Source organism: Actinoallomurus purpureus (assembly GCF_024055795.1).
Lineage (GTDB): Bacteria > Actinomycetota > Actinomycetes > Streptosporangiales > Streptosporangiaceae > Actinoallomurus > Actinoallomurus purpureus.
In genome coordinates this window covers 69,621-82,153 of record NZ_JAMXMY010000020.1, presented here as the reverse complement: position 1 = coordinate 82,153, position 12,533 = coordinate 69,621, and the positions used below count along the sequence as shown (strand labels likewise).

Here is a 12,533-nt window from a genome sequence, read left to right as displayed (position 1 = left end):
GCTCATGGACGTACGTGCTTACATCGACGCGAATGCGAGCGGCTTCTTCGACGCGCTGAAGGAGTGGCTGGCGATTCCGTCGATCTCCGGCGACCCGGAGCGGCGCGACGACGTACGGCGCTCCGCCGCGTGGCTGGCCGAGCACCTGCGCGACACCGGCTTCCCGACGGTGGAGATCTGGGAGACCGGCGGCCTGCCGGCGGTGTTCGCCGAGTGGCCGGCCGAGGACCCCGACGCGCCGAAGGTCGTCGTGTACGGACACCACGACGTGCAGCCGGTCGAGCCCCTCGACGAGTGGGAGACCGCGCCGTTCTCGCCGGTGGAGAAGGGCGAGCAGCTCATCGGCCGCGGCACGTCCGATGACAAGGGGCAGATCTTCTTTCACACGCTCGGGCTGAAGGCGAACCTCGCGGCGAGCGGCCGCACCGCCCCGCCGGTGACGATCAAGATGCTGATCGAGGGCGAGGAGGAGTCCGGCTCGGCGCACTTCGCCGACCTGCTTCGCGCGAAGAGGGACCGCCTGACCTGCGACGCGATCGTCATCAGCGACACCTCGATGTGGTCCGCCGACGTGCCGTCGATGTGCACCGGCATGCGCGGCCTCACCGAGGCCGAGGTCTCGCTGTACGGCCCGTCGATCGACCTGCACTCCGGCTCGTTCGGCGGCGCGGTGCCCAACCCGCTGCACGCGCTCGCCCAGCTCCTCGCCGGCCTGCACGACGATCAGAACCGCATCACGCTCGACGGCTTCTACGACGGGATCGTCGAGCTCACCGACGAGGAGCGGGCGCTGTTCGCCAAGCTGCCGTTCGACGAGGCGGAATGGCTCGCCACCGCGGGAGGCAGCGGCGCCGCGTTCGGCGAAGAGGGCTTCACCACCCTGGAGCGGATCTGGGCCCGCCCGACCGCGGAGATCAACGGCATGTGGGGCGGCCACACCGGCCCCGGCGGGAAGACCATCGTGCCGCGCGAGGCGCACGCCAAGCTGTCGTTCCGGCTCGTCGCCGGGCAGGACCCGCTGCGGGTGCAGGAGGCGTTCCGCGCGTACGTCGCCGAGCACACCCCGCCGGGCGTCCGCGCGGAGGTCCACATCCCCGGACCCGGTGTCCGGCCGTGCTTCTCGCCGATCGACTCGCCGGGCGTGCAGGCGGCCAAGCGGGCGATGGAGAAGGCGTTCGGTACCGAGGTGCTGTTCACCCGCGAGGGCGGCAGCGGCCCGGAGGCGGACCTCGCCGACATCCTGGAGGCGCCGCTCGTGTTCGTCGCCGTCGGGCTGGACGAGGACCGCATCCACGCGCCCAACGAGAAGGTCGAGATGCCGCTTCTGCTCAAGGGCGCGGAGGCCGCCGCGTACCTCTGGGACGAGCTCGCCACCGGCCTCTGAGGGAGAGCCTTGCCGTGACCGAAATCCACGAGGCGCTCGACTGGCTGGCGCTCTCCCGCAGCACGCTCGACCGCAGGGGGGAGCGTCGCCGCGACGAGGCCTGGCTGGCCTCGGCCTGGGCCGATCCGCGCACCCGTGTCCTGGTGGTCGAGAAAGGCCGGGTGCTGGCCCGGCCCGGTCCGGCCCTCGTTCTGCTGAGCCGCGAGGAGGCCCCCGAGGGGGAGCGCTACCTGCTCGGTGTCGACGCCGATGGCGTCGCCTACTTCGCGGTCTCCGCCCCGCTGCCCGCGATCGAGGGCACGGAGCCCGCCGACCTGCGGATCGTGGGGGCCGCGCTGAGCGACCGGGACGCCGGCCTGCTCACCCAAGCCGTCGCCCTGCAGAACTGGCACGCGACCCACACGCACTGCCCGCGCTGCGGGGCCCTGACGACCCCCGCGTCGGCGGGCCACACCCGGGTCTGCACGGTCGACGGCTCGGAGCACTTCCCGCGCACCGACCCTGCCGTGATCATGCTGGTGCACGACGGCGAGCGGATCCTGCTGGCCAACGGCGCGCGGTGGCCGGGGAACCGCGTCTCGATCCTCGCCGGGTTCGTCGAGCCCGGCGAGTCGCTCGAGCAGGCGGTCGCCCGTGAGGTGCACGAGGAGGTCGGCGTCACCGTACGCGACTGCCACTACCTCGGCAGCCAGCCCTGGCCGCTGCCGCGCAGCCTGATGCTCGGCTTCTTCGCGACGGCCGACGCCGGGCAGGAGCTCCGCGTCGACGAGGACGAGATCCGCAGCGCGCACTGGTACACCCGCGCCGAGCTGAAGGCGGCGACGGAGTCGCAGGAGATCCGGCTGCCCGGCCGGGTCTCGATCGCCCGTCAGCTCATCGAGCGCTGGTACGGCGGGTCCCTTCCCGGCGACTGGTGACGCGCCGCCGCAGATCAGGTGTTCCGCACCCGGGCCACCGTCGTCGAGCTGGACGCGCTCCGCACCAAGATGGCCTACCAGGGCGCCCCGCGACGTCCGGACGGCGTGTACGACCTGCTCGTCGACGGCCGCCTGGCGGGCCGATCCGGTGTGACCGGCGGCAACGTCATGATGGTGGACATGGCCACCAGGTCCGCGGAGCCCCGGCCCGGCCCGGTCGGCACCCAGCTCCACCCGGACGCCGCCACGCACCGCCGCATCGGCGAACGCTTCGCCGAGCTGGCCTTCGGCGCCGGCGGGACGTTCGCCGCCCAGCGCGCCTGAACCGACGCGTCGACCTGTCCGGCCGCGCGTGGTGGCGCGCGTCGGGTGGTCAGATGAGGCTGCGCATCTCGTTCATGGAGAAGCAGCGCAACGTCTCGGTCTCGGCGTAACCGCGGCCGGCGACGAAGACCGCGAATTTGGCGGCGACCTCATCGTCGGGTGCCTCGATGAGGACGATTTGGTCGTACCGCCCCATGCTCAGGTAGGCGCCCAGGACCTTCCCGCCCATCTCCTCGAAACTCTTGGTGACCTCGGTGACCCGGTCGGGCAGCGTCGCCACCTCGCGGCGACCCAGGTCCGTCCACTTGCACAGCAGCGTGTACGTAGCCATGACGATGACCCCCCGATCAATGCGCTCATCAGGTCACATTCCCGCCCCAGATGCCGTCAACCCGGCGGCGGAACAGTCGGCCATCCGGGGGATCTTGGCTATAGTCGCGACTGGCATGAACTGACGCGAGGTGCCCCAATACGGGGAGAATCGGGAAGCCGGTGTGACTCCGGCACGGGCCCGCCGCGGTAACCGGGGAGCTGCCATCCACGCGCGTCAGCGCGGCCACTGGCCGTCAGGCTGGGAAGGCGGGTGGTCAAGCGTCGATCCGGAAGTCCGAAGACCGGCCTCGCTCCACCGGCCACCCCTTGGGGTGTACCTGACGCAGCGGGAGCCTGCCCATGAACGCCGACATCTATGACGTGATCCACCGCCGCCGCGATGTGCGTGCCGAGTTCACCGGCGCGCCGATCCCAGAAGACGTCCTGCACCGGGTCCTGGCAGCTGCGCACGCCGCGCCCAGCGTCGGGCTGTCCCAGCCATGGGATTTCATCGTCGTGAGCGACCCGGCCGTCCGGCGGGCCTTCCACGACCACGTCCAGTCCGAACGCGCTGTCTTCGCTGCCATCCTCACAGCCGCGGCCGCCGACCGCTTCACTCAGATAAAGATCGATGGAGTACTCGAGTCCAGTCTGTCGATCGTGGTCACCTACGATCCCGAGCGCGGCAGCCCGGCGGTCCTGGGCCGGCACGCCATCGCCGACGCGGGACTGTACTCGGTCTGCCTGGCCATCCAGAACCTGTGGCTCGCCGCCACCGCCGAGAGACTGGGTGTCGGCTGGGTGTCGTTCTACCGAGAACAGCATCTACGCCGCCTGCTCGACATCCCGGCGGGGATCCGCCCGGTCGCCTGGCTGTGCCTGGGCCCGGTAACCCATCTTGAAGCCACCCCGGATCTCGAACGGCACGGCTGGCGTCACCGTCGCACCCTGAGCGCCGCGATCCACCACGACCGCTGGTAACGGCCCTGAACTCCAGGCGCCAAGGGCAACGGCGATACGCGTCGACGCAAGTCCTCCTTGAACCGCCGCGCCGCCGAGGCGACCACCCGATCCAGCGGACCATCCGTCGGCGCTCGACGCTCTCACCGTGGCACCCCTGCCGGACCGCAGCGGAGAGCGAACGGACCCGGCCTGGTGCCGCCCCCCTCAAGGCGATACCAGGCCGGGAGTCTGGACTGGCTGCGCGGACCGTTCGGCGACGATCTAACCCATGCCGGGCGGGCCGTCAGCGAGGCGGCCATGCGCCCAGCTGGCCCCCGCACGGTCCTGGGCCGACTGGATCATCGGCATCCAGGCCGGAGTGGCGCGCTGCCTTTCGTCGGCCGTCTCCACTGCACGCATGCTGTCCAGCAGCTCGTTCAGCGTCGGAGTGTCGATGAGTACGGGATCGCGGGTGAAGCAGGCGATCGCGGTGAACATCCGACGCCAAGGAGACCAGAAGATCATCCAGCCGGGACAGTGGATCTGGACGTTCCTGGCGATGGCCGCCGACGATGCGTCCGGAACGCCGGTGGGCGTCGTGTCTGCAGTCGGTTTAGAAGCCGGCCGGTGGCGGCGGGCGAGCGGTGATGTCATTGTGTCGGTCCTGTCGGCTCGCCGACCCTGATGACCTTGGCGATCAGGCGGGCGGTATTGGTGATGTCTTCGGCCGGGCCGATCGGCTCGATCTCCGGGGATGGCGTCGGTGCGCCGTGCTGGGCCGGTCGCAGGCCGGGCCAGACCCAGCACCAGGCCAGCTGTCCTGCTTGCTCCCGAAGCAGGACTTCCTGGGCCAGGCCGTTACCGGTTGTGGCGCCCTTCGGATATGTCACATCGGTGTCGGGATTGCGGGCGATAAGGGCGGGAGGCGACACCGTCACCGTGAAGCCGTGGGTGCGCAGTGCGGCCGCCAGCCGTTGAAGGTGTTCCTCTGCAGCGTGCGGTGGGGGTGCGGTCATCGGATGCTCCTACTCGTCGCGTCGGCAGCCGCGTTTGTCCGGCTGCCGGAACGGCACGGGCAGAATCTCGGGGAGCCGGTGAGACTTCGCCCTGGGGAGGGGCAGGCGACCATCCGCGTTTTCGGTCATTCTTCGTGACCGACCAACGACCTTCCGCTGGTGGACGGGGTGTCAGCTCGCCTGTCCCAACTTGTTGGTACAGGTTGGCTCAAGGCGTCTGGCCCTGTCAAGGAACTTGTAGGTACCGTTGGGCACAAGTACCAGAGAGGGAGGGCTCCTTTGCCCCTTCAGGCCAGGTATGAGCAGATTGCCGCCGACCTGCGCGCCAGAATCAGCGCCGGTGAGTTCGCCGATGGCAAGCTGCCATCCGAACGTGAACTCGGCGAGCACTATGGCGCCAGTCGGAACACCATTCGCGGCGCGCTCGGGCAACTGGTGAATCTCGGCATCATCCGCTCGGTCAAAGGCCTCGGCTACGAGGTTCCGAGTCGAACGCCGTTGATCTACTACGCTACGGCGAGCGAGAAGGCCAAACGCCGCAGTAATGCCGAGCTCGACATCTGGTTCACCGACGTTCGGGAGCAAGGACGTGTCCCGAGCCAACGGCTCACCGTCCGGCATGGCTCCGCGCCGGCCGACATCACGACGTTGCTGAACCTCGACCCCGATGCCGAGTTCGCCATACGCGACCGCCTTCGATATGTCGATGACGAGCCCTGGGCGATCTCAACCGCGTACTGGCCGAAGGTGCTGTTCGCCGGCACCCCGATCATGGAAGAGCGGGACCTGCACCCCGGTCCGAACAGAATCGCGGCCGACCTCGGCTACCCGCAGCCGCGGCTGCATGACCGGATCACCGCCCGGATGCCGACCGCCGACGAGAGCCGCATCCTCGGCATGGATCCCGGCATCCCTGTCCATGTGCACACGCGCATCGGGTGGACCGGCTTGGATGACACCGCGATTCCCGTACGCGCCACCGTGAACATCCTGCCGGCCGATCGATGGATCATCGTGTACGAGGAGCGTGCGGATGACTGAGATCACCATCCTTCCCGCTCTGCCCGACGACCTACCCCATGTGCTGGAGATCCTGAACGACGCAGCCGAGTGGTTGAACAGCCAGGGAATCGTCCAGTGGCCCGCGTATTTTTCCTCGGATGATTTCCGTGCCTACTCCCTCAGCCGGCGCATCGAGGCCAACAGCGTCTTTCTCATCTGGACGACCGGGACGGCGGGCCCCGTCGCGACCTTCACGCTCGAACGCCACCCTGACCCGGCCTATTGGCGGGATGACGCGGACGCCTGGTATCTGCATCGTATGGCCGTCCGGCGGTCGCATGCCGGCGTTGGGCTGGGACGGCTGATCATCGACTGGGCGGTGGACCGCGCATGGCGACACGGGACGCCATTGCTCAGGCTTGAATGCTCCCGCCACAACGACCAATTGCAAGCGTATTACCGCAGCATCGGATTCCGGCAACTGTCCACCATCGTTATCGGTCACCGTCATACCGGTGCCCGATTCGAGATGACCACGCGGCCGATGCTGCAGGTCGCGGCTGTGCGTGACCTTACAGGTGACATCGTCCCCGGCGATGGGATGATCCTCATGAGTGACGAGCAACTACACCTGCTGGTCAACGAACTCGAGAAGATGCGGGTTCCACACGTGGCGCTCCATGAGGAGGCGAGAGGAACCCGTGTCGTATTTCCCTACGGGTCGCATCGCCATGAGGTCGTCGGTATCAATGATGGAGCGTTCGTGTGGGGCGTACACCGGCAGTACTGGCACCCGGCGAGCGACCCTCAAGGCGCGGCCAGGAAACTCGCCGAAGGTTTCTATGGTCCCTGATGCCTTAAGAGTGCCTGAGAGGTTGGACGGGGCGGGCTGCGGCCGGAGCGAGACCCGACATAATGCCTAAATTTCGCCGACGGGGGAGGGCCCCTTGTTTTGTGGTGTGCCCTCAGACGGCAAAATTCTCGTATGGCGGGACAGTGCAGAACGAGGACGGCCGCCCCGGCCGGAAAAGAGTCCCGTAATCCGCCCCGGTGAGGCATTCGAGCTCTTGGTGACCTGCCCCGACCGGCCCTGTGCCCCTTTGTCAGTCCTGGTGCCCATCGGGTGGCGGCTCACAGCAGACTGAGCGTCTCGTCCATTGAGAAGCAGCGCAACGTCTCGGTCTCGGCGTAGCCGCGGCCGGCGACGAAGACCGCGAATTTGGCGGCGACCTCATCGTCGGGTGCCTCGATGAGGACGATTTGGTCGTACCGCCCCATGCTCAGGTAGGCGCCCAGGACCGTCCACTTACAGAGCAGCATGTAGGTAGCCATGACGATGATCCCCCGATCAATGCGCTCATCAGGTCACATTCCCGCCCCCGATGCCGTCAATCCAGGGCTCGTGCGGCGGAGGCCGGAGGGCCTGAAAGGCCCAGGTGGTCGGGCCGCACGGCCAGTGGGCCCGATTCTTCGTCCGCTACTTATTGTGCAGCCGGGCGATGACTTCCTCGTAGTGCTGATTTTCGAGGACTTCTTCCCCGGAGGGGAGCATCACGAGGGCCATCAGGATAATGATAGGGAGAATAATTATCCAGATTGTCAAGGGCCAGAAGAGAGTCAAAGTCTCCGCACCGACCGGCATCGGCGCATTGGCGTTCAACGCCACGCTGGTGGCGGCCATACCGGTGTAATGCATGCCGCACACAGCCAATCCCATGATCGGCACTGCGGCGGCCATGGCCAATTTGCGTCGGACATTTTTGGTTATCCACAGCGCCGCGGTCGCCGCTCCAACCGCGATCACCACGGACAGCACCACAAGCGGGACGCTGTATCTGGTCGACCCCTGCATCCGCATCGCTGCCATGCCCGTATAGTGCATCGCCGCGACGCCGCATCCGGTAATCAGGCCGGCCAAGAGCAGCGTTCGCGGGCCGGGCGCGCCGTAACCGACCAGGAACACACCGACTCCAACAATCGCAACGGCAATGAGGAGGCTTGCGGCCGTCAACGGGACGTCCCACCTGACCAGCGAACCATGAACCGTGACCCCGAGCATCCCAGTGAAGTGCATGCCCCATATTCCGGTGCCGCCGATCGACACCGCTGACAAGGCCAGCCAGAAGTTTCGGGAAGCGCGCGTGCCGACCCGGGCTTGAGTGGTGCAGACCAGGCCCAGCCCGCAGCCGAGGCATGAGATCAGATAAGCGATCAGGGGTATGTACGTCCCGTTTTCCATGTGCCCCAAGCCGAACTGCCTCCAATGTGATCGCCGATAGTCAGGCACTGGACACCGCACGTAGCGGCGTGCATGACTGACTACATTCAGTTAGCGTTTTCGGTCACTGAGACATCTACTCGACGGATGACCAAAAATGCGCCCATACCTCAACACACGATCGAGGTTGATCACAAGAGCAGAGGCTGATCGGCGTCGGAATTGACAATCCGTGTGGCATGGGAGTCGGCAGGTACGTGGCCATGGCGATCCCCCGATCGGCGCGCTTGCAAGGTCACATTTCCGCACGTCACGCCATCAATCCCGTAGGTCTGGGGCAGGCGATCCCCGATCGCCACGCGACCGTTCCCGGGCTCTCCGGGGGGTCAGTCCTTCACGGAAGAACGTCCGGGGCTACCCCTTGACGATGCAACGGACGTGGGCGTAAACACATAGAAACACAGACGAAACGGCGGTGAACCAACACGTGATCGTCACACTGACGCTCAACCCGAGCCTGGACCGCACGATCGAGGTCGACCGCCTCGTCACGGGTGCGGTGATCCGCGCCACCTCCGTGCGGCTCGACCCGGGCGGCAAGGGGGTCAACGTCTCCCGCGCACTGCTGGCGAACGACGTGCCGACGGTCGCGGTGGTGACGGCTGGTGGGGCGGACGGGGACCAGCTCGTCCACCTGCTGGAAACCGACGGCATACCGCTCCGCGCGGTGCCGGTGGCAGGCCGGACCCGTTCGAACGTGACGATCGTCGAGCCCGACGGCGTCGTCACCAAGCTGAACGAACCGGGCGAGCCCCTGCCCCGGGCGGAGCTGGACGCCGTCGCCGACATGGTGCTCGCCGCGACCGAAGGCGCGAGCTGGGTGGTGACGTGCGGCAGCCTGCCGCCGGGCGTGCCCACTGAGATCTACGCCCGGTTGTGTGAGTTCTTCACCGCCGCCGGGGTGCGGGTCGCCGTCGACACCAGCGGGCCCGCCCTCCTTGCGGCACTGGAGGCGAAGCCCGTTCTCGTCAAACCCAACCGTGAGGAGCTGGCCGAGGCCGTCGGGCGCCCGGTCGGCAGCTTGGGCGACGTCATCGAGGCGGCGGAGGAGCTGCGCGATCGCGGCGCCCGGACCGTACTCGCGAGCCTCGGCGCGGACGGCGCCGTGCTCGTCGAAGAGGAAGGAGTGACGATCGGCGAGGCGCCGGTCGCCGCGCCGCGGAGCACCGTGGGCGCGGGCGACGCGCTGCTCGCCGGATTCCTGGCCGCCGGAGCACGGGGGGCCCCGGCGCTCGCCGAAGGGCTGGCGTGGGGGGCCGCCGCAGTGTGCCTGCCCGCCAGCCGGATGCCGCGCCCCGAGGACATCCGGCGCGACATTGTCCGCATCCATACGCGTCCGGACCTCGGCCGGTCGCTCATCGCCTGACCGACGTTACGCAGATCTCGACTCATTAGGAGGCCCTCATGGCCACTGCGTACACCCCCACCGTCACCGGAACCGGCATAAAGGCCCATATCCAGCGCCTGGGCGGCTACCTGGCCGGGATGGTGATGCCCAACATCGGGGCCTTCATCGCCTGGGGCCTGATCACCGCCCTGTTCATCCCGACCGGCTGGCTGCCCGACAAGCAGTTCGCCGCCCTCGTCGACCCGATCATCACGCTGCTCCTTCCGGTGCTCATCGGCTACACCGGCGGCCGGATGGTCCACGGCCAGCGCGGGGCCGTCGTCGGCGCGGTCGCCACCGTCGGCGTCGTCGTCGGGGCCAAGATCCCGATGTTCCTGGGCGCGATGATCCTCGGCCCGCTCGCGGCGTACGTGCTGAAGAAGGTCGACGAATTCACGGCCGACCGGACCAAGTCCGGCTTCGAGATGCTGGTGGACAACTTCACCGCGGGCATCATCGGCGGTGCCCTGGCCGTCTTCGGCGTCTGGGGCGTCGCTCCCATCGTCCGCCAGGTGACGTCGGCGGCGGGCAACGGCGTCGAGTGGTTGATCCACCATCATCTGCTGCCGTTCGCCTCGGTGCTGATCGAACCGGCCAAGGTGCTGTTCCTCAACAACGCGGTCAACCACGGCGTACTCGGACCGCTCGGCGTCGCCGAGGCCGTGAACCACGGCAAGTCGATCCTGTTCATGCTGGAGTCCAACCCCGGTCCCGGCCTGGGCGTCCTGCTGGCCTACCTGCTGTTCGGACCCAAGGCGCTACGGCCCAGCGTGCCCGCCGCGATCGTCATCCAGTTCCTCGGCGGCATCCACGAGATCTACTTCCCGTACGTGCTGATGAAGCCGCGGCTCATCCTCGCCTCCATCGCCGGCGGCGCCGCGGGCATCGGAACCTTCATGATCACCGGTGCCGGTCTGGTCGCCACCCCGTCGCCGGGCAGCATCTTCGCGTACGCGGCCGAGACTCCGAAGGGCGGTTGGTTCGGCGTCTTCGCGGGCGTGATCGTCGCCGCAGCCGTGTCCTTCGCCGTCGGCTCGGCGCTGCTGGGCTTCGGCCGGCTCGCCGAATCCGAGTCCGAGGCCGTGGAGGAGACCGCCGAAGATGGGAGTGCCGTGGTGAATGAGGAGCCGGCCCCGGAGAGCACGGCCGGTGACGTCGAGCGGCCCGCCGCCCGCCCCGAACCCCAGGAAGCGTGAGGAAGATGAACGGTAAGGACGTCAAGAAGCTCATCGTGGCCTGCGACGCGGGCATGGGCAGCAGCGTCATGCTGGCCAGCCAGCTGCGCAAGGAACTGCGGAAGTCCGCGGTCACCGTGGAGCACACCCCGGTCAACTCCATCCCCGGCGACGCGGACGTCGTGGTCTGTCACGCCGGGCTGGGCGCGCGGGCCAAGGCCTCGGCCCCGGACACCCCGATCATCACCTTCCAGGTGTTCCTGGGCGACCCGGCGGTGACCCGCCTGGTGAACGCGATCAAGAACGGGAGCGAGATCAATGCCTGACCTGCTCGATCGCGCCGCGATACGCCTGGATGCGGTCGCGGCCGACCGGGACGATGCGATCCGCCAATGCGGACACGCACTCGAGGGCGTGGGGGCGGTCGACGCCTCGTACATCGACGCGATGGTCGAACGGGAGCGTTCGGTCCCGACCTACGTGGGGGAGGGCGTGGCCATCCCGCACGGCACGCTCGCCGGCAAGGACGCCGTACGCCACGACGCGATCTGCGTGCTGCGCTTCCCCGACGGAGTCGACTGGGACGGGCACCTGGTGAAGCTGTGCGTCGGGATCGCCGCCAAAGGTGATGGGCACGTCCGGCTGCTCTCAGAGCTGGCCCAGATCCTGCTCGATCCGGACAGCGCCCGCGCGCTGCGAGAGAGCGCGAACGTCGATGAGGTGATCCGGCTGCTGCAGCCGGCCGCACAGGAGGTTCCCCAGTGAAGGTCGCCCGATTCCACGCCCCCGGAGACATCCGCCTGGAGGATGCGCCCGAGCCGTCGCCGGGGCCCGGTGAGGTCAAGATCCGGGTGCGGAACTGCTCCACCTGCGGCACCGACGTCAAGATCTCCAAGTACGGCCACCACCACATCCGCCCGCCCCGCGTCATGGGCCACGAGATCGCCGGCGAGATCGCCGAGGTCGGCGACGGCGTGACCGGGTGGCGGCCCGGGGACCGGGTGCAGGTGATCGCCGCGATCCCCTGCGGGCACTGCGAGGAGTGCCGTCGCGGGCACATGACCGTGTGCCCGAACCAGGAGTCGATGGGCTACCACTACGACGGCGGCTTCGCCGAGTACACCATCGTGCCCGCCAAGGTTCTGGCCGTCGACGGCCTGAACCGCATCCCCGACGGCGTCGGCTTCGCCGAGGCCTCCGTCGCCGAGCCGCTCGCCTGCGTCCTCAACGGCCAGGAGCTGGCCCGCGTGGGGGAGGGCGACGATGTTGTGGTGATCGGCGCCGGGCCGATCGGCTGCCTGCACGTCCGCCTGGCCCGCTCCCGCGGCGCCGCACGGATCTTCCTGGCCGACCTCAACGCCGAACGCCTGGCCATGTCCGCCGAACGGGTACACCCCGACGCCGCACTGACCGGTGCCGACGTCGTCGACCAGGTGCTGAAGCTGACCAACGGCCGCGGCGCCGACGTGGTCATCACCGCAGCGGCCTCCGGCGCCGCCCAGGAACAGGCCCTGCAGATGACCGCACGCCAGGGCCGGATCAGTTTCTTCGGCGGGCTGCCCAAGGACAACCCGATCATCGCCCTCGACTCCAACCTCGTGCACTACCGCGAGCTGACGATCGTCGGCGCCAACGGATCCAGCCCCGCCCACAACGCCCGCGCCCTGGACCTCATCGCCACCGGCGCCGTGCCCGTCACCGACCTGATCACCCACCACCTCCCCCTGACCGACGTGCTGAAGGGCATCGACATCGTGTCCCAAGGCACCGCGATCAAAGTCACCATCGAGCCCTGA

Annotated in this window: 16 protein-coding genes and 1 riboswitch; of the genes, 11 read left to right on the top strand and 5 right to left on the bottom strand. The window is 68.3% G+C overall.

The window, feature by feature from the left end:
* Nucleotides 1-4 precede the first annotated feature (4 nt).
* The 3 genes from NE236_RS31295 to NE236_RS31285 are packed head-to-tail and all read left to right on the top strand — an operon-like array spanning nt 5 to nt 2,625.
* Entirely contained in the window at nt 5-1,384 is a 1,380-nt protein-coding gene (locus tag NE236_RS31295) for a dipeptidase (protein WP_252845803.1), read from the top strand.
* Between the two features lie 23 nt (nt 1,385-1,407).
* The gene (gene nudC / locus NE236_RS31290) at nt 1,408-2,301 is read left to right on the top strand and encodes an NAD(+) diphosphatase (protein WP_252845917.1); all 894 of its coding nucleotides are present in this window, start codon (nt 1,408-1,410) and stop codon (nt 2,299-2,301) included.
* Nucleotides 2,302-2,319: 18 nt separating this feature from the next.
* The gene (locus tag NE236_RS31285) at nt 2,320-2,625 is read left to right on the top strand and encodes a hypothetical protein (protein WP_372494462.1); all 306 of its coding nucleotides are present in this window, start codon (nt 2,320-2,322) and stop codon (nt 2,623-2,625) included.
* 49 nt (nt 2,626-2,674) lie between these two features.
* Here the strand turns inward: NE236_RS31285 and NE236_RS31280 are convergent, their stop codons facing one another.
* Nucleotides 2,675-2,956: a GYD domain-containing protein gene (locus NE236_RS31280; protein ID WP_252845802.1), complete on the bottom strand. Its 282-nt coding sequence runs from the start codon at nt 2,954-2,956 to the stop codon at nt 2,675-2,677.
* 111 nt (nt 2,957-3,067) lie between these two features.
* Nucleotides 3,068-3,262: riboswitch (cobalamin riboswitch) on the top strand.
* 35 nt (nt 3,263-3,297) lie between these two features.
* On the opposite strand from NE236_RS31280, the gene bluB reads away from it, so the two are divergent.
* Nucleotides 3,298-3,918 (top strand): 5,6-dimethylbenzimidazole synthase, encoded by a 621-nt coding sequence (gene bluB / locus NE236_RS31275; RefSeq protein WP_252845801.1) that lies wholly within the window; start codon nt 3,298-3,300, stop codon nt 3,916-3,918.
* Between the two features lie 243 nt (nt 3,919-4,161).
* On the opposite strand, the gene NE236_RS31270 is transcribed toward bluB, so the two are convergent.
* Nucleotides 4,162-4,533: a hypothetical protein gene (locus NE236_RS31270; RefSeq protein ID WP_252845800.1), complete on the bottom strand. Its 372-nt coding sequence runs from the start codon at nt 4,531-4,533 to the stop codon at nt 4,162-4,164.
* Complete coding sequence (locus tag NE236_RS31265; protein ID WP_252845799.1) at nt 4,530-4,895, bottom strand: hypothetical protein; 366 nt, start codon at nt 4,893-4,895, stop codon at nt 4,530-4,532. The genes NE236_RS31270 and NE236_RS31265 overlap by 4 nt, the downstream gene beginning before the upstream one ends.
* A 279-nt stretch (nt 4,896-5,174) precedes the next feature.
* Here NE236_RS31265 and NE236_RS31260 point away from each other — a divergent pair, with 279 nt between their 5' ends.
* Complete coding sequence (locus NE236_RS31260; RefSeq protein ID WP_252845798.1) at nt 5,175-5,936, top strand: GntR family transcriptional regulator; 762 nt, start codon at nt 5,175-5,177, stop codon at nt 5,934-5,936.
* Nucleotides 5,929-6,750, top strand: a complete 822-nt coding sequence (locus tag NE236_RS31255) for a GNAT family N-acetyltransferase (protein ID WP_252845797.1) — start codon at nt 5,929-5,931, stop codon at nt 6,748-6,750. The genes NE236_RS31260 and NE236_RS31255 overlap by 8 nt, the downstream gene beginning before the upstream one ends.
* A 278-nt stretch (nt 6,751-7,028) precedes the next feature.
* On the opposite strand, the gene NE236_RS31250 is transcribed toward NE236_RS31255, so the two are convergent.
* Together NE236_RS31250 and NE236_RS31245 are read right to left on the bottom strand one after the other, a co-directional pair.
* On the bottom strand, nt 7,029-7,229 hold the full coding sequence (locus tag NE236_RS31250; protein ID WP_252845796.1) for a GYD domain-containing protein: 201 nt from the start codon (nt 7,227-7,229) through the stop codon (nt 7,029-7,031).
* 145 nt (nt 7,230-7,374) lie between these two features.
* A complete protein-coding gene (locus tag NE236_RS31245; RefSeq protein ID WP_252845795.1) occupies nt 7,375-8,136 on the bottom strand; it encodes an MHYT domain-containing protein in 762 nt (253 codons plus the stop codon).
* Between the two features lie 454 nt (nt 8,137-8,590).
* Here NE236_RS31245 and pfkB point away from each other — a divergent pair, with 454 nt between their 5' ends.
* The 5 genes from pfkB to NE236_RS31220 are packed head-to-tail and all read left to right on the top strand — an operon-like array spanning nt 8,591 to nt 12,533.
* Complete coding sequence (pfkB, locus tag NE236_RS31240; RefSeq protein ID WP_252845794.1) at nt 8,591-9,541, top strand: 1-phosphofructokinase; 951 nt, start codon at nt 8,591-8,593, stop codon at nt 9,539-9,541.
* A 38-nt stretch (nt 9,542-9,579) separates the two neighbouring features.
* On the top strand, nt 9,580-10,758 hold the full coding sequence (mtlA, locus tag NE236_RS31235; protein WP_252845793.1) for a mannitol-specific PTS transporter subunit IIC: 1,179 nt from the start codon (nt 9,580-9,582) through the stop codon (nt 10,756-10,758).
* Nucleotides 10,759-10,763: 5 nt separating this feature from the next.
* Entirely contained in the window at nt 10,764-11,063 is a 300-nt protein-coding gene (locus NE236_RS31230; protein ID WP_289851106.1) for a PTS lactose transporter subunit IIB, read from the top strand.
* Complete coding sequence (locus NE236_RS31225) at nt 11,056-11,502, top strand: PTS mannitol transporter subunit IIA (RefSeq protein ID WP_252845791.1); 447 nt, start codon at nt 11,056-11,058, stop codon at nt 11,500-11,502. The genes NE236_RS31230 and NE236_RS31225 overlap by 8 nt, the downstream gene beginning before the upstream one ends.
* Entirely contained in the window at nt 11,499-12,533 is a 1,035-nt protein-coding gene (locus NE236_RS31220; RefSeq protein ID WP_252845790.1) for a zinc-dependent dehydrogenase, read from the top strand. The genes NE236_RS31225 and NE236_RS31220 overlap by 4 nt, the downstream gene beginning before the upstream one ends.